At 58.2% G+C, this 15,298-nt stretch carries 14 protein-coding genes; 6 read left to right on the top strand and 8 right to left on the bottom strand.

Going from position 1 to position 15,298, the window contains the following annotated elements:
- Positions 1 to 321 precede the first annotated feature (321 nt).
- Positions 322 to 546 carry a hypothetical protein gene (locus PYR71_RS07760; protein WP_020923200.1) on the top strand — a complete coding sequence of 75 codons (225 nt, stop codon included), beginning with the start codon at positions 322 to 324 and terminating at the stop codon, positions 544 to 546.
- Positions 547 to 866: 320 nt separating this feature from the next.
- On the opposite strand, the gene PYR71_RS07755 is transcribed toward PYR71_RS07760, so the two are convergent.
- Together PYR71_RS07755 and PYR71_RS07750 are read right to left on the bottom strand one after the other, a co-directional pair.
- The gene (locus tag PYR71_RS07755) at positions 867 to 1,067 is read right to left on the bottom strand and encodes a hypothetical protein (protein WP_064684714.1); all 201 of its coding nucleotides are present in this window, start codon (positions 1,065 to 1,067) and stop codon (positions 867 to 869) included.
- A 139-nt stretch (positions 1,068 to 1,206) separates the two neighbouring features.
- A complete protein-coding gene (locus PYR71_RS07750; protein ID WP_275618876.1) occupies positions 1,207 to 1,374 on the bottom strand; it encodes a hypothetical protein in 168 nt (55 codons plus the stop codon).
- Between the two features lie 352 nt (positions 1,375 to 1,726).
- Between PYR71_RS07750 and PYR71_RS07745 the strand changes: the two genes are divergently transcribed.
- Together PYR71_RS07745 and PYR71_RS30970 are read left to right on the top strand one after the other, a co-directional pair.
- Positions 1,727 to 2,869 (top strand): helix-turn-helix transcriptional regulator, encoded by a 1,143-nt coding sequence (locus PYR71_RS07745; RefSeq protein WP_275619059.1) that lies wholly within the window; start codon positions 1,727 to 1,729, stop codon positions 2,867 to 2,869.
- A 500-nt stretch (positions 2,870 to 3,369) separates the two neighbouring features.
- The gene (locus tag PYR71_RS30970) at positions 3,370 to 3,708 is read left to right on the top strand and encodes a GreA/GreB family elongation factor (RefSeq protein ID WP_416340274.1); all 339 of its coding nucleotides are present in this window, start codon (positions 3,370 to 3,372) and stop codon (positions 3,706 to 3,708) included.
- A gap of 264 nt (positions 3,709 to 3,972) precedes the next feature.
- On the opposite strand, the gene PYR71_RS07740 is transcribed toward PYR71_RS30970, so the two are convergent.
- The 3 genes from PYR71_RS07740 to PYR71_RS07730 form a co-directional block, all read right to left on the bottom strand.
- Positions 3,973 to 5,943, bottom strand: coding sequence for a methyl-accepting chemotaxis protein (locus tag PYR71_RS07740; protein WP_275618875.1), 1,971 nt, complete (start codon positions 5,941 to 5,943; stop codon positions 3,973 to 3,975).
- 451 nt (positions 5,944 to 6,394) lie between these two features.
- Positions 6,395 to 7,129 carry a class I SAM-dependent DNA methyltransferase gene (locus PYR71_RS07735; protein WP_275618874.1) on the bottom strand — a complete coding sequence of 245 codons (735 nt, stop codon included), beginning with the start codon at positions 7,127 to 7,129 and terminating at the stop codon, positions 6,395 to 6,397.
- A 48-nt stretch (positions 7,130 to 7,177) separates the two neighbouring features.
- Positions 7,178 to 7,429, bottom strand: coding sequence for a DUF1127 domain-containing protein (locus PYR71_RS07730; protein ID WP_275618873.1), 252 nt, complete (start codon positions 7,427 to 7,429; stop codon positions 7,178 to 7,180).
- Between the two features lie 95 nt (positions 7,430 to 7,524).
- Here PYR71_RS07730 and PYR71_RS07725 point away from each other — a divergent pair, with 95 nt between their 5' ends.
- The 3 genes from PYR71_RS07725 (at position 7,525) to PYR71_RS07715 (ending at position 9,900) form a co-directional block, all read left to right on the top strand.
- Positions 7,525 to 8,337: an AraC family transcriptional regulator gene (locus tag PYR71_RS07725; protein ID WP_275618872.1), complete on the top strand. Its 813-nt coding sequence runs from the start codon at positions 7,525 to 7,527 to the stop codon at positions 8,335 to 8,337.
- 186 nt (positions 8,338 to 8,523) lie between these two features.
- A complete protein-coding gene (locus PYR71_RS07720; protein WP_275618871.1) occupies positions 8,524 to 8,724 on the top strand; it encodes a hypothetical protein in 201 nt (66 codons plus the stop codon).
- A gap of 159 nt (positions 8,725 to 8,883) precedes the next feature.
- The gene (locus PYR71_RS07715) at positions 8,884 to 9,900 is read left to right on the top strand and encodes a sensor histidine kinase (RefSeq protein WP_183920230.1); all 1,017 of its coding nucleotides are present in this window, start codon (positions 8,884 to 8,886) and stop codon (positions 9,898 to 9,900) included.
- Positions 9,901 to 10,073: 173 nt separating this feature from the next.
- Here the strand turns inward: PYR71_RS07715 and PYR71_RS07710 are convergent, their stop codons facing one another.
- From PYR71_RS07710 to PYR71_RS07700, 3 genes are all read right to left on the bottom strand, one after another.
- A complete protein-coding gene (locus PYR71_RS07710; protein ID WP_275618870.1) occupies positions 10,074 to 11,990 on the bottom strand; it encodes an ABC transporter ATP-binding protein/permease in 1,917 nt (638 codons plus the stop codon).
- A 498-nt stretch (positions 11,991 to 12,488) separates the two neighbouring features.
- Positions 12,489 to 12,923, bottom strand: coding sequence for a hypothetical protein (locus PYR71_RS07705; RefSeq protein ID WP_183920228.1), 435 nt, complete (start codon positions 12,921 to 12,923; stop codon positions 12,489 to 12,491).
- 647 nt (positions 12,924 to 13,570) lie between these two features.
- Positions 13,571 to 14,656 carry an AI-2E family transporter gene (locus PYR71_RS07700; protein WP_275618869.1) on the bottom strand — a complete coding sequence of 362 codons (1,086 nt, stop codon included), beginning with the start codon at positions 14,654 to 14,656 and terminating at the stop codon, positions 13,571 to 13,573.
- Positions 14,657 to 15,298 lie beyond the last annotated feature (642 nt).

Below are 15,298 nucleotides of genomic sequence, written 5' to 3'. Positions count from 1 at the left end.
AATGGCGGAGATTTCGCCAGATATGGCGGCGTTGTTGATAGCGCGCGCGTCTTTCGAAATCCGCGATGCAAGGCGAAAAATGGGGGATTGCCGTAAATCGCTTCCGCTTTTTGCAATTGTGCGGTAGCCTGTCCGTTCGTTCACATCCAGCGAAGATTTTCGCTGCCGCCCTAGAGACGCCAGGGGATGGACGAAGTTGCGACCGTCCAGAGTTTCGCAACAGTTTCCGTCAGCCGTGATACGGCCAAAAAATGCGATGTGGACGGAACAAGCATGCCTGCGATTGGGTTTCGAACCTTAGCGTTCAAAAGGAGGAGCATTATGCCTACGGTTGCTGCGACACCCATCACGCCGCCGGACCAGCACGTTGTCACCGCCCGCGAGGCTCTCGAGCCGCTCTATGAAAAGCTCGAACTGCAAACGGAATCGCTCGTTCTCTCCGCAGCGCTGGAGGCCGGATGGTCCCCGGACGAGGCAACGAAGGCGCTGGCTGCGCTCAGGCTGCAGGACGCGCTTTCCACTCTGGACGAACAGTCCGGCCAGTAAGGTCGAGAACAAATCGGCGAGATCGGGTGGTGGTATCTTAGGATAGCGGCCGCAGCTTCCTCGATCTCATCTTATGCGGACGATCAATCCCCTCGTGTAGGAGCCGACCGTTGCCACTCATCTCCGGCGCGGCGATTGATGTGATGGAAATCACTGCGGCGCGTGACAGTGCTACCGTCTCATCGAGACAGAACGGGATAATTCCCTGCGATCATTTTTCTTGAAGCGCGTCGCGTCAAAAGTGGTTCATGCGACGCGCTTTAGCTCCTTGTTTGGATACATGTCGGTATCCCGGAACCGCTGTGCATTTCCGAGACGCACTAATGCGGTCGAAGCTTTTTGGTCGCGATCAGCATGACGAGATCTTCGGAGGCATCTGCGAGCGCCAGGGCCAATTCCGCAGCCGACCATCCATGTTTCTGCAAACTGACGAGCATTTCAACCATTGCGACTTCGACCTCTCGTCTGCAGCTCGAAAGCGGCTTCAATTCGATATGTTCCTCATCACATGCGGTAGTCATCGTAGCCTCCATTCTGCCACATGGGCAGCGTTCGCAGAAATTCGCCAGTGGGTGGATATAGTAAGGGTTGCGTGCAAGCCTGGGGCTCATTACGCATCGACACAGACGGCCTCGGCCGCGCGCAACCCTTCGCGCGCCATCAGTTGCCGATGTCCGGCCTCAGGAGCGTCTCGCATGAATGTGAGCAGGGAAAACCCGCACGTTTGGCGACAGGAATTTTTCCTGGTGCCTGATGGTTGTGCGGAGAAGAACTGCTGTAAGCCGACGATCGTGCAAAGCGCGCACGAATATTGCCCAGATAGTTCACGACCTATCCTCCTGTTCTCGCATTTTTTGTTTTGAATAAAGTGTCGTTTCACGTTGAGGGTGCTTTGAAACTGCATTGCACCGGCAAGTGAGCTTTTTGGATTTCCGAACGTTTTCGGAATTAACCATTGCTTAATTAGATACAGCAACAGGACGCAATTGTCGTTATCGCCGCATCCTGAAAATTATCGGTGCGTCCATTTCTGCTCGCATAGGAATATGATAAGTAGCTTATGCACGTAGAGCTTCAGTCGATTCGGTCCATCGAATGGGTTGCGCGGACGTTTCAGCCGCGAAAACCCTTGCTTGCTTCAGTTTCAACAGCCCGGATCGGCTATGCGCTGGAGGATTGGATGGTTACGGAGTCTGGAGATGACCCCGCTGGTGGACGGGAGTGGCCGGCCCATTTGGAGCGGCGGCGCTGGCCGCGCGAACCGTCCCCGCAGAAAGAACATCGGGCGGACGTTCCGCCGGCTCTGGTGCCGTTGCGATTTTCGACGCAAGACCTGCCGGCGAAAGAACAGTTCCAGGCCTGGCGATCCCACATGGCGCCGCTTGTGGATGTTCATCTGCCGGACGGAAAATCAGAGGACGACGGTTTTCTTGCGGAACAGACCGGCTGGCATCTCGGCGATATCCTCATCGTCCAGCAGCGCGCGCAGGCATGCAGCTATATTCGCGATCAGGCCATGCTGCGATCGAGCCCAATCGATCACTGGAACGTCGGCGTACTGCGCAGCGGCCGGGCCTGGACCGAGGCCAATCGCCATGTAACGGAGACCGGCCCGGGCGAAATATTTTTCAGGTCGCTGGGTTATCCCTACCGCGGGCGGATGACCGATTCAGTCGCCGTGCTCGTCTTCCTGCGCTATGAACTGTTGACCCATGATGCGAGTCTTCTGCAGAACGCCAACAACACCGTCCTCACCGGCAGCCTGGCTGAATTGCTCGTCAGCTATATCAACGGCCTGGAAGCGAACCTCAGCAATTTGACGCAGGAGGAGGTACCGCGGATCATACGGACGATCGGCGATATGGTCGTTGCATGCGCTGCATCGTCCACAAGTTTGGATCGCGCTCAGGAACAGGCCAATATGGGGCTGATGGAGCGGGCGCATCGCTATATTCACCTCAATCTTCATTCCGATAGCTTGACGCCGGAGGTCATGTGCCGTGCGCTGGGCATCTCGCGGACGCGGCTCTACCAATTGTTCGAAACGAGCGGGGGCGTCTTCAATTACATCCGCAAACGTCGATTGCTGCAGGCATATGCGGATCTCACCAACCCGACCGACAACAGGCCGATCTCGGAGATTGCCGAGGCCGCCGGCTTTGACGTTGCCGCCAATTTCACACGCGCCTTCAGCCATGAATTCGGCCTCAGCCCGCGTGAAGTCCGAAAGACCATCGCCACCGAGCGTCCGGCCATCCCCGCAACACGTTCCATGCAGCATTTTGGGACAACGATCGGCGACTGGCTGACGCTCGCACGTTGATGCGGGTGAATGGCGAAGTTCAGATTCATTCTTCGCGGATCCGGTCGATCGCCAAGCGCTTGAACAGATGCTTCGTAACGGCTCCATGACGCGCGATGCAGCCAACATGATCGTTCGAGGCAACGGCTGGACCGACGCCGGTATTTACGGAGATCGAGGCGCTGGTCGCTGGATCGATGTGACCGTATCCGACTGATTTGCTAAGAGAAAAAAGAGTTCTGTTTGTTAGACGCCCGCAGGTTCCATAAGATAGATTACGCCACATCATACTGTAGCCGGGTACATTCTATTTCCAAGTGCGACATGCCAGAAAAACAACGGCTTCCCCTTTGAAGGTTTTGGAATGTCCCGATGCTATTTGAAACTGACCCTCGCCGATTGCCGTCGCCTGCACCAGATTGTCGAACGCAAGGCGCGGGTCAATTAGATGGCGCGCCAGCTCCAACAATTCCATCGTTCGCTGTCGCAGAACCTGGTTTGCGGCGCGCAGGAGCTATCGAATGGCAAGCAGCAGAATTTCGCAAAGACCAGCGATCATCATAGGCGGCGCGGAGCACGGAAGGCTGACCAAGCTCGCCGAGGCGCATGCGTCCAAGAACCCTGATGTGTCCGACGAGCCCCTTCAAGAACTGGAACGGGCACGCGTTGTCGAAGACGCCCTCGTCCCTCCCAACGTTGTCCAAATGGGCTCCACGGTGGCCGACAAGCCGATGCTGAGGTTGGTGCAAGAAGGCGGACCTGTGTGCAGCGGAAAACCGCCGGAGGAACCGGACGACCCTGGACCGTCGGGCGCTCAGCGTGCAGGCGCGTCCACGGGCGGGAACCTATTGATCTGGTAGTCGTCGAGAAAGCCGCTCGGCAGCGGGTCGATCAATTCGCAATCCGACAGTCGAGATGGCGAGCCCGCCAGCCGTCGGCAAAAATCGAACACGGAACGAAACCTCGCTCGCTGCCGGCGTCCTCCAGTTCGTCTCCGTGAGCTACAGCCTTGGCCAGTTCATTTGTAGTGGTCACGGATGACCGGGAGCAACCAGCGCCTACTGAATGGTCTTCGACTTCTCACGGCGTAGACTGCTTAGGCGCTTACCGATTTGCCAGTGCCTTTACGCAGCGCGCGCTGGCGAGGCCGGAGCGGTATGGCTGGTCGGTCCTGCAAACGAAATCGCAGGCCGCCCGCCAGCTTGCACCTTAAATCGTGAAATCAACCGGGATAGAGAAACGACTTCGTCTGCCAACCGGTTAGTGCTTGCGGTGGCCTCCTCCACCATGGCCGCGTTTTGCTGCGTGACCTGATCCATCTGATTGATGGCCGTATTGACTTCTGAGAGACCAGTCGTTTGTTCTCTTGCCGCAGTGGCGATCGACTGAACGTGTTCGTTTATCTTGGAAACCTGACCTTGGATCAGGTTCAGTGCTTCGCCGGTGGCGGTCACAAGTCTCACACCAGTCTGCACTTCGCTGCCAGAACGGGTAATCAGATCCTTGATGTCCTTAGCGGCGCGGGCGGAACGCTGCGCAAGCTCGCGGACCTCCTGGGCGACGACCGCAAACCCCTTGCCGGCCTCCCCGGCGCGCGCTGCCTCGACGCCGGCGTTCAGCGCAAGCAGGTTCGTTTGAAACGCAATCTCGTCGATGACATTGATGATCTGGCTGATCTCGCCAGAGGCCCTTTCGATACGTCCCATGGCCGCCACGGCATCGGTGACCACCGCGCTCGATTGATCCGTGCTTCTGCGCGCCTCGTCAACCATGTGACTGGCTTCGGCCGCGCGGTATGTGGAACTCTTCACCGCCGATGTGATCTCCTCCAGACTTGCGGCGGTTTCCTCCAATGCGGCCGCCTGCTGTTCGGTACGTTTGGACAGGTCGCCGGACGCATTGCTGAGCTCGCCAGTGCCGGAGTTGATCGCGTCGATCGCCGCGCGGACTTCTGCCATCACGGTTCTCAAACCGTCCATCGTTGCATTCACATCGCGCTTGAGTTCTCCGAATGAACCTTGGAATGCGCCTCGCATCTCATCGGTGAGGTCACCATGCGCCAATGCCGCGATGACACGCTGCACCTCACTAACGCCGCTGTGCACGGAGGTTACGAGCTCGTTGACGCTTCCCGCGAAACGATCGAGATCAGGATTGTCATAGGTTTTCTCAATTCGCCGGGTAAAGTCTCCGGCAACAGCCGCAGCGACGACGGTCGAAATATTTGACGACAGATCCGCGCTCTTTTCATGCAGGGCACGTTCCTGGGCATTGAGGTGATGCATCCGAATGCCGTTTTGCTTAAACACGTTCACAGCGGCGGCCATTTCGCCGATCTCGTCGGTCCGACTTGCGCACGGCACTGCGGTTTCGAGGTTACCGTCGGCAAGCTGCCTCATGCTCGCTGTCAACTGGCCGATTGGGCGAGCGATCGCCTTTGAACCGAAAATCGCCGAAGCGACTAGCGTCGCGACAACGAGAAACCCCATTCCAAGGCTGAGTTGCAGAGCCAAGGCCGATGCCGACGCCATCTGCACTCCCGCTTCGTCCGCTTTGCTTTTCGTCGCATTCACGCACTCATCGAGCAGCGCGCCAATTTGGTCGGCAATATCCAGGAGCTTGCCTTGTGCAGCTTTTTCCTCAGCAGAGGCTTCGACACCGTTGGCAGCGTTGCCTAATCTAACGTCGATTCTGCGTGAAAGAACTTCGTATTCGGTCATCCACTGGCCCGTCAGCTCGGCAACTTTTGCTATCCGGTCTTTGTTGGACTGAAGTGTCACATGAGCGCTTGCGCTTGCCAGGTATTTTGTCACCGATTCATGCCGTTTGGCCACATAGTCGCGCGCTTTCGTTACATCGGTCGAAGTCTCCGCGAGGCGCAATTCCAACATTCCCATCACCATGCCGCGCAGCGATGCTTTCGCGTCCACCAGATCTCGGGAAATCACCAGCTGCATTCGACCGAATTCGGAGCTTCTTCCCACCGAAGCGCCGCCAATCCAGACCGCCGCTAGCAAGGTGAAAACCATGAAGATGCCGACCGCTGACATGGCGGTCAGTTTAGCACTGATGCGGGTGAAAAATTTGGATGGCATCGTCTCACTCCCGTCGCACGGGCCGCCCAGGCTCCGGTCGACGCAATCGGTCAACAAGCTGGACAATCGTGTTCCAGCGGCACATGCATGCGGATCTCAAACATTGCTACACACACTCCGCGACGAGGTGATTGATTAGTATTATGACACAGTGCTTAAGTTTCCGTTGAGGCTATCGGCGCAATCCAAGGACAGTGCGCACTTCGACACGACGCCGCCTCCCGCGCTTGCCGGCGACTTTGCCATACGTTCGGCAGACCCCCTCGGGAGCGCCGCGTGCCCTACGCCGGGAAGACGGAACAACCATCTCCACAGCATGCCCCATGGGCAGTTCGCTGCCAAATGTCCCTACCATTGGACAATGACATAGCGACCGTTGTGTGACACTGTCAGCGCGGGTCCCTGGTGGAAGTCGCGGTCGTCATTGCCTTCCGCAGCACATGTCACCCGCCTAATCTGCGATCTTCTGCCAAACGGAGACATGTCGATCGCTGACTTTTGTGAACGGCTCCTTTTTCCATCCGCCCCATCGATCTTTGAGTTTCAAGCCGGCCAGCCGCGCCATAAGATCGAATTCCGCTGGCCAAGCATATCGAAACGGGACCGAGAAATGTCCATAGTTTCCGTCCCGGAACCAGATGTGATGTGACGAGAAGTTCTGGTTTACCACGTCGTATTCGTCGACGCCCCAATGCGTCTCGGTGCGGTCGAACGCCAGGAGCGTCTCGCCGAGCGGAAGTCGCTGAAGCGGCGGTACGCCAACCTCGATCAGGAAGTGCCCACCAGTTTCCAGATGCGCGGCCGCATTTCTAAAGCAAGCGACCTGGGCTTCCTGCGACGTCAGGTTGTTGATCGTGTTGAAAACCAGATAAACGAGGGAAAAGCGCCGCTCGACACGGGTGGTGGCCATGTCGCCGATCACCACCGCAATTTCCGCGCCGCCCTCTTTGGCGCGAAGGCGAGACACCATCGCTCTCGAAAGCTCGATGCCTTCCACCTGTACCCCTCTCCGCGCGAGAGGAAGCGCCAGGCGGCCAGTGCCGATCGCGAACTCCAGGACGCGCCCGCCTCCTGCGAACTCGGCGAGGATATCGACCGCCGGATCAACTAGTTCCGGAGCTGAGATGCCGCCATCGTCGTCGTAGGTTGCTGCAACCTCTTCGTCAAAAAGCCCGTCGTCGTGCATCTTGCTTACCTCTCTTATAATGCGGTTGCTTGAGGACCGGTATTGCCATCACCTTGCCCGCCGCTTCGCGGACATCGCATCAATTGGCGCTTGCGACCGCGCCACCTCGCGGATCTCATGGCGCGCGACGCCTATGTCTGCCAGATCACGGTCCGATAGCCACTGTAGGGCCTGTTCCGTTTCGCGCCGTTGCCACCAGCCAAGGACGACGGGCGCTCCAAACCGCAAAGCTGCCAGCTTCGTCAGCAAGCTTGGAGCAAAGCGATCCGAAATTTCAGTTTGTCGGCGCTCGAATGTCATAACTTACGTCCAAGTTGTTCTGCGGTGATATCAATCTAGTGAAATGCCATCCGACGTGTTATCGGCAGTCTGTCAAATTATGTCTATGAGACGCCATGATTGCCCGCGACAACCTCACTAACGTTTATCTGCCGGAAGACGAGTTTGGAGATTATCCGCACACCGCTGTCGCTCAGGGTGGAGCAGAGCCCGCCGGGCGAACCTACTCCTTCCACGTGCACCACCGCGCGCAGCTTTTCCAGATCGTGCGTGGTTCGCTAAGGCTGGAGACCGAGCGGGGCTACTTCATCGTTCCGCCTGAACGCGCCGTATTCGTGCCGTCCGGCGTCCTCCATGAAGTGACATACCTGCAGGAGACGGAGCGCAGCTACCTTTTCTTTCGCCCCGACGCGGTCGTGAACCTGCCCTCCCGGGTCTCCGTGATCGGTACGACACCGCTCCTCCGCGAACTGATCCTGGCGTTCCTGGAGATACCGCGTGCGGACGCCGGCAGTGCCCGTGCCGAACGCCTTGTCGCGGTCATTCTCGACCAGCTTGAGACGAGTCCAGCCGCGCCGCTGTCCCTTCCCTCGCCGGGATCCGAACGCCTCCGGAGCATCGCTTCAGACATCCGGAATGAACCGGGTGCCGATTGGCCGCTCGATGAACTTGCGTCACGTGCGGCCATGTCCCCCCGCAGCTTCCAGCGCCATTTCCAATTTGAGACAGGCATGAGTTTCCGCGCCTGGCGTCAGCAGGCGAAACTCCTCAAAGCAGTGGAGTGGCTCGCCGTCGGCCGAAGCGTCGGCGATATCGCCTTCTCGCTCGGCTACTCGAGCCCCAGCGCCTTCATTGCGGTGTTCAGGACGGCCTTCGGTGTCTCCCCAGGGCAATATTTCCAGCTGGAAGCAAGGGAGACTTGCTCTTGATCAGCCCGGTTGGCTACGTGCGCCTCGGCGGGGCGCAAGCTAGGGGATGGGATAAGCTACATCTATAGTCAACATATGTTATAATCAATTAGGAGTTGTGGATCACAATCAGGTCCGTACGACGCGCAGAATTGTCTGCGCGTATAGCGTTCGCTCCGAAAGCCTCGAAGCCCACAAAGTGCTGATATGACCGTTACCGCATCAACTTCAGAGCAATTCGATTTTGCACTCGCCCTGATCAAGTCATCCGACACCCCTCTGTTGGTGCTCGACAAGGACCTTGTGATCCTTGCTGGAAGCAGTTCATTCTGCAGCGCGTTTCAGATCGATCCGACAGCCGTAAAGGGCAATTCCATGTCGGTTCTGGGTTCCGGCGCGGCGGCATAAAGGGCCGGGTCATCGGCGTTGCTGCCTGGCTTAAGCCTCCTCCGAGACTTGCTGGACGGCGTGTCGTGGCTGCGACTCTTTGCCAAAGCAACGGCGTCCGGTATAACTCAAGATGAGGCCTTTCAGCCTTGCAGGCCCTGAAAGGATCAGGCCCATCACATGATCATGAAACTGTTTGCCAATTCCCGAGAGCGCTTTCTCGAAGCAATCCTGCAGAGCGCGATCGAGTATGCGATCATCTCCACGGATCTCGATGGCCTGGTGACTACGTGGAATGAGGGCGCGCGACGAATCTTTGGATGGGACGAGGCTGAGATGATCGGCAAGGCCGCAGCCGTAATATTCACCCAGGAAGACCTGCAGGCGGGAATTCTCCAACGGGAGATGACCGCCGCTTTAGCGGAAGGCCATGGCAACGATGAGCGCTGGCACGTTCGCAAAGACGGCTCGTTGTTCTGGGCCTCGGGCCAGATGATGGCATTGACGTCCGACGATGGCAAAGTCGAGGGCTTCGTAAAGATCCTCAGGGACCAGACCGAGCAGAGAGAAAATGAGGAGCGACAGCGGGTTCTCATGCACGAACTCTCTCACCGCATCAAGAATACGCTGGCCGTCATTCAGGCTATTACCAGTCAATCCTTCCGAAACGCCAGCTCTATAGAAGATGCAGAACAGGCGATCTCGGCCCGGATCAATGCCTATTCGAAAGCACACGACATTTTGCTGCAGCAGAATTGGCTGGGCACTACCATGGCGACGATTGTCGAGGCGACTGCGATTAATCTTGGACTTGAGACGTCGGGACGTTTCAAAGCAAGCGGTCCTGCAGTTGAATTGGGCCCGCAGGCCGCCCTTTGTTTCTCCCTCGTGCTTCACGAACTCGTTACCAACGCCAATAAGTATGGTTCGCTGTCGGTCGATCCAGGGTCTGTCGAAATCGAATGGTCCGTGCGCGACGAGGCCGGCGACAAGCGCCTGAGCTTCATTTGGCAAGAGGTTGGAGGTCCGGTGGTGGAACCTCCGTACAAGAAGGGGTTCGGCACTCGGCTCGTTAGCTCCAGCTTGTCCGCTTTCGGAGAGGTCTCTCTTGATTTCGCACCGACCGGGCTCATCCTCAGGCTGGATGCATCGCTTCAGAAGCTGCAATACAAGAACTATTCCGACGCGGAGGAATAATTTGATTGCAAAGCTGGGAGGGCCCTGGACCAAGCAGAAGCCGCCGGAATGCCGATAGCCCCCGATCCAACGTGAAGAAACACCCGAATGATGAAGAGGTCCCGGGTTGCTCCGCACAGTCGGATCAATCGAGCAGAGCGACAAGCGGATTGGGTTATTTGGTCTGGCCGCCGTTACCCCGCGGCCGCCTGACGCCAGGCAGCAATGGGCATTTTCTTTGCCACGCCTTTTTCGATGGTGAGCACGCTGTCGAAGAAATCAACGCCGCTTCCTGATCGGATGGGTGAAACGTCATGCATGATGGCGATCACAGTCACCTCCGGACAATGATCCATGATCGCCTGGTGAAATGCATGAACTGCTTGAGTGTCAAGGGCGCTCGTGGCCTCGTCGAGAAAGATGAGGCCAGGCCGTAATAAAAGGATCCTGGCAAGAACGAGCTTCTGCTTTTGGCCTCCCGACAGCAGCTGATCCCAGCTCTGGCCGTTGCGGCCTTCGTTGGGGAGCTCATCGATGAATTCGCCGAGTCCCGCCTCGTGCAACGCCACCGCGACGTGCGTCTCCTGATAATCGCTCGCCGGGTCTGGAAGGCAAGCGAGCTCCTTCAAGGACACGGCCTGAAGCTTGACGTCCTGGGCGGCATACAGGATTCGGGCGTGTCTTGGCGTTGCGACAGTACCGCGGCCGTGCGCCCAAAGACCGTTTATCGCCTTTATAAGCGAGGTCTTCCCGCTCCCTGACTCGCCGACGACCAAGGTCCATTCGCCGGGCAGGAACTGAAGTCTGTCGGCGGTCAGAAATGGGAGCTCGGTGCCCGCATGATGCAGGCCAATTTGCTCGAGAGTCAGGCCGAGCGCCGGGTCCTGCTCGGTATATTGGAATTCGTAAAGGCCTGTTTGGGCATAAAACTCCTCGGGTCGCTGAACGGTTTCGATCGCGTTCGCGAGATCGGTCATTCGCCGGGCGTTAGCCTTCAACGTCGCAATATCGGGCATGACGTGTATGAACCACGAGCATTCGTTGATCAGGGCAGTCGCCAGTTCGGCACCGGTTACGTAGTGCTGCAGGCTGACCTTGTTGTCCATGTAGGGGAGCAGGCCGGGTGCATAGGCGACAATCCGCGAGCCAATGAAATTATGGACCAGTTCGAACCCCATGTAGCCGGCAGTCACCCGATTTAGGCTGGCCCAAGTTTGATCGATGTCGAGATACCGGCGCTTGTTGACGACGTTCTGGGCTCTTTCTCCATGGAGGACGGCAACATGGAAGCTGCGGTGCAGGAGAGCGTTCAGTTCCGTGCGGTAGCTTCCCTCCGCCCATTGCATGCGTACCGACAGGCGCTGGAGAACGCCGCCGAGCTTGGCGGCAATAACGGTGTTGAGCGGTACATAAATCGCGACCGCCATGAAGGCCAAACAGGCGCTTCCATAGCTGCCGAGGAACTCAAGCCCCCCGACTTCGCTCGACATCTCAACAAGTTTACTGCCGACGAAGCCAAGGGACAGCACGACTCCCGCAATGCCCATCGCCAGCCCGATAGCACCGCCAGTCAAGCCTTTGATAGACTCCTGGACGCGCTGATCGATATTGTCCGGCGCCGGGACAGCGGACCCGGACGCATCGGAGCCCATTTGCAGAAGATGGAAATGCGTATGATTGCTGTCGAGCAGGGCTTCGTTAAAGCGTCGGTCGAGCCACGCGCGCCATTTGCGGTGAAGCGTGGTCGAGAAGAAATGGCGGACAGCGGTGAAACACACGTCCCTCATGATCGCGATCGTGGCAAGCGTTGCCGCTGTTTTCAACAGTTCCATGGGCGTCGTGGGCGTGGATGGATGGTGGAAGTAGGCGATCCGATTGATCAACTCGCCCGAGGTGATAGCGAACCAGACGCTGGCCTGGGCGGACAATGCCGTGAGGACAAGAATGGCGGATGTCAGCCCCCAGGCCTCGCGCCAGCTTTCGGAAAGCCAGTAGGCGCGCATTAGGCCCCAGAAGCTGCACATCGCGGAAACAGGACTTGTATGACTCCGTGCTTTGCGGGTGAGCATCCGCTCGACAAATGCGCCTATCTGCCAATCACGACTTCGCATGGCGGCTACACTTCTCCATACCGGTAAGAGCAGAGTTTTGGAGCATGTGTCGGGGTTGTCAACTCAACACAGCTGAGGCGAGAGGCAATCGCTGCATGGCTGCGATCCGGCGGCAGACGCACCTTCCTCCAGACGGATGGTGACCGGACCCGCCACAAACTCGGCGCGGGAGAATCTTAGCAGTTGGCGGCTCCGGCGTTCTGATCGGCACCGGTGCCTCGACAACCATGGCCGCGAATTCGGCTGCGTCTTTCCAGGCAAGACCAGCTTGCAATGCCGCGCCAGTGTTCGTCGGGACGACAGGTGGTTCGCCTTCAAGCCATGGCGTTCCGCCACTTCGTTCACCGTCACGCCCGCCGCAGACTCTCTGAAACGGTCCGCGCCTTGAGCTCATCCGGCCATTGGCGATGCGCCTCACCTCAGCTCCGCTGCGTTCTGAGACTCCAACATAGACTCCATGGTCAATCTCCGCCTCCGTTTGTCATACTTCCCTCATCATTATGACTTGGCGTCCAGCGCGGCCTCGATCCGCTTCACACGTTCGATTATACGGCGGTTGCGATCGTAGAGCCGCATCAGCAGCTCATTGTCCAAGTACACCGACTTGCCGATGTTGCGAGATCGCTTTCCGATCATTTCCTGTCTCGACAGGCGATCGTGGGCTCTCGCAGCCGTTTTCTTCGCGAATGTCAGATCTCTTAAGTGGTACCTTACTGGGGGCATGCGGGCCTCATAGAGTGGCAGGATGAACCAAGGCGACGGAATGGAAGGCAGGATCGGAAGAGGTCGAGACCCGGACGTCTGCACCAATGCACCGTTTCGCCGTAACGGGTGTTCTGCTTCCACGTTTCCCGTTGTCACCTGATCTGTGATCGACTTTCCATAGACGAGCGATAAGGAATTTGACCTGCGGAAATCGGCGATGAGGCGCAAGATCGTCGTGCCTCAATCTTCTCAAGACGTACTGGTCTTTAAGTCGAGCACTGGGCCAAAAATTGGTCGAGAGGAGAGCAACTCGTTTAATAGGTACTACAGCGTGAGCCATACTCAGAGCCCACGCTGCTTTCGACCACCGTCGAAACTCAGTGTTTCACAACAAGCCTACGGTTGAGGGCCAGTTGGCTCGTGCTATTTTGAGGAGATCTCTGTCGCTTCCGATTCCTTTGCCGTACATAGCGAAGCGAAGGCACGAAAGAGTATGGTGACCGTGATCGCGCTTGGCGACGGAGCCGTCGAAGTTTCCTTCGATGGTGGACAGTCCCAACGATTTTTTATGGCCGGTTCGGACGCCAAACATGGTTCGTCCTTTCAGGTTGGGGCGAAAGCTGGGCACTTCCAGGCGAAGCAGCCCGTGGAGGTTGGCTTCGATAGGGTGTTATGCGCGCCTCGCTGCCTTAGCGCAACGTTTCATTCCTAATCACTTCAGGCGAGCTCGATTGGGTGAGCCTACACCGCGCCGTAAAGCCGTACGCTCTTCTCTGCATCGACGATCGAAACTCTGAAGGATTTGGTCACGTACCGCAGCTTCTCGTCATGTGTCCAGGCTCGATGTTCGGCCTCAGCAACAAACTTGGGATCGATCAGTCGGAGTCGGAAGGCGGGGTGGGGTTACTGCGTTCCTCGACTTCGGCCATGGTCCACTCGCGGAAGAGGCTGTAGGCGGCCGCCAGCAGCGTTGGCCCAAGAAAGATCCCGATAAATCCAAAGGCGATGACACCGCCAAGGAGTCCGAAGAGGCCGAGCAACACCGGCAAGTTGTTGGTCTTGCCGAGGATGTAGGGTCTGATGACATTGTCGATGCTGCTGACGAGAAGTAAGCCCCACGCTGCGACGAAGATGCTTCTCCAAACGGCTCCCTGAGCAAGAAACCATAGCACCACGGAGCCCCATACAAGCGGGGGGCCTGCCGGCAGAAACGACAGGATGAAGGTGAGGAAGCCAAGCAGCAGCGCCTGAGGTACACCGGCGATCCAAAAACCAATGCCGGCTAAGAGGGACTGGGCGAGTGCCGTGCCTATCAAGCCATAAATGACGCCCTTGACAGTTGCGCCCACGACCATAAGCAGCTCTCGGGCCCGGGCCCCGGCGAATCTTTCGCCGACTGCGCGCACGTGGGCTGCCATCCGCCGGCCGTGAAGGAAGAAGAAAAAGGCGATGAATACGCTCAGCCCGAGTTCGAGGAGTCCGGCGCCGAGCACCGCCCCGCTGGCTACTGCTAGGTCTGTGGCCGGGCCGATTAGCTTCTTGAGTTCAACGGTGAACGCGGGCGCATTATGGGCCAAGCTCTCCCAGTAGGCAGCCAGGTTCTCGCCGATTACCGGCAGTCCTGCGACCCAGCGCGGCGGCGTCGGCGGGCCTTGCTCGAGAACCTGGTTCACAGCCGGGAGCAGGTTCCCCACGCTGTCCGTCAACGTCGGCACCACCACGGCGAATGGTGCGACCAAAATAAGGGCGACCAGCAACGTCATCACGGCGGCGGCCACGCTTTTGTTGCCACCGACTGCCCGCTCGCACCTCCTGTAAACCGGCCATGTTGAGAAACAGATCACCGCCGCCCACAGGATAGCTGAGAGGAAGGGCTGAAGCACGAGAGCGCAGCCGATCGCAAGGAGTAGTAGGGCGCCGACCCCTAGAATTTGTTCGATCGGCTTGCCGAGGGGTATCATGTCCAATCTTTCCTATTGCTTTAGGCTAGATTATCACGAGTGACGCGATGTGCAGCCAGTGGCTCATGCGTCGCAGCCAACGATCCTGTCCACCTAAACCTGGGCGACGCTGTCTAGAGACAGGTTACGGCCACTCTTACATTCCCCCGCAGCTTGCGGCACCGTGCATGCTGGCGTAAAACCCGTTCCCCGAGAGTCACGATCAAGCTCGTTTCCTCTGCGAGCGGGATAAACTCCGCGGAACCGAGACCCCGCTGAGGGTGGCGCCAACGCACGAGCGCTGGTTGCCGCGTGCGTCGAACTGGGCGCGGTGCTCTCCGAGATTGCCCGCGCGGCTGGCATCCATGTCAGACAGCTCTTCCATTAACGCGCAATGGGGTTTGCCGAGTTGATGCGTGTGTTCCCACGTGCAAATTGATCCCCTTGGCGGGGTAATCGGCGTCGAAAAATTGGACGCCGATCGACATTGATGCGGCGTCGACGCCGGCGGCGGGCACGTTGGTACCTGTGATCGTGTCCGAGACCGCACCGTCAACCTCGCCGATGCCCTCAGAACACCCGCCCCATCACCTTCCCGCCGGAAGCGCAGCGATGTGACGATTGGCGGTCGTGCCCAGGTGGACAGTGACATCGGACACGGAC

Source organism: Rhizobium mulingense (assembly GCF_029194105.1).
GTDB lineage: Bacteria > Pseudomonadota > Alphaproteobacteria > Rhizobiales > Rhizobiaceae > Rhizobium > Rhizobium mulingense.
This window is presented reverse-complemented; position numbering and strand designations above follow the sequence as displayed.